This window comes from Neisseria sp. P0001.S005, assembly GCF_051963715.1.
Genome location: NZ_JBQCTZ010000620.1, coordinates 1 through 434, shown reverse-complemented (window position 1 = coordinate 434; position 434 = coordinate 1). Strand labels below are relative to the sequence as shown.

At 43.8% G+C, this 434-nt stretch carries 1 protein-coding gene; it reads left to right on the top strand.

The window, feature by feature from the left end; translation table 11 throughout:
• Window positions 1-293: ATP synthase F1 subunit delta (gene atpH / locus ACTHSP_RS22045; protein ID WP_440347014.1), on the top strand; the 293-nt coding region annotated here is incomplete at its 5' end.
• Window positions 294-434: the final 141 nt, after the last annotated feature.

The following is a 434-nucleotide window of genomic DNA, read 5'->3' as shown; positions in this document are numbered from 1 at the left end:
CCGAGCAAAAGCGTTTGCTGGTATTGCCGGAAATTTATGCCCAATATCAAGATTTGACCTTGATACACAACAATACGAAATCGGCAGTAATTTACAGCGCGTATGAACTCAGTTCTCAGCAGCTGGCCGATGTTACCGATATCCTGACAAAACGCTTCAACAGCAAATTGGATGTGGTAGCTAAAGTTGCCCCTGAATTAATCGGCGGCATCAAAGTAGAAGTGGGTGATCAGGTCTTGGATTTGTCCGTACAAGGCAAACTGAATGCTTTGTATGCGACTATGACAAATTAGGAGAGTTTTCATGCAGCTTAATCCTGCTGAAATTAGCGATTTGATTAAAGCCAAAATCGAAAATCTGTCCGTCAATGCAGAAGTGCGTACCCGTGGTACCGTTGTTTCTGTTACAGACGGCATTGTGCGCATTCATGGCTT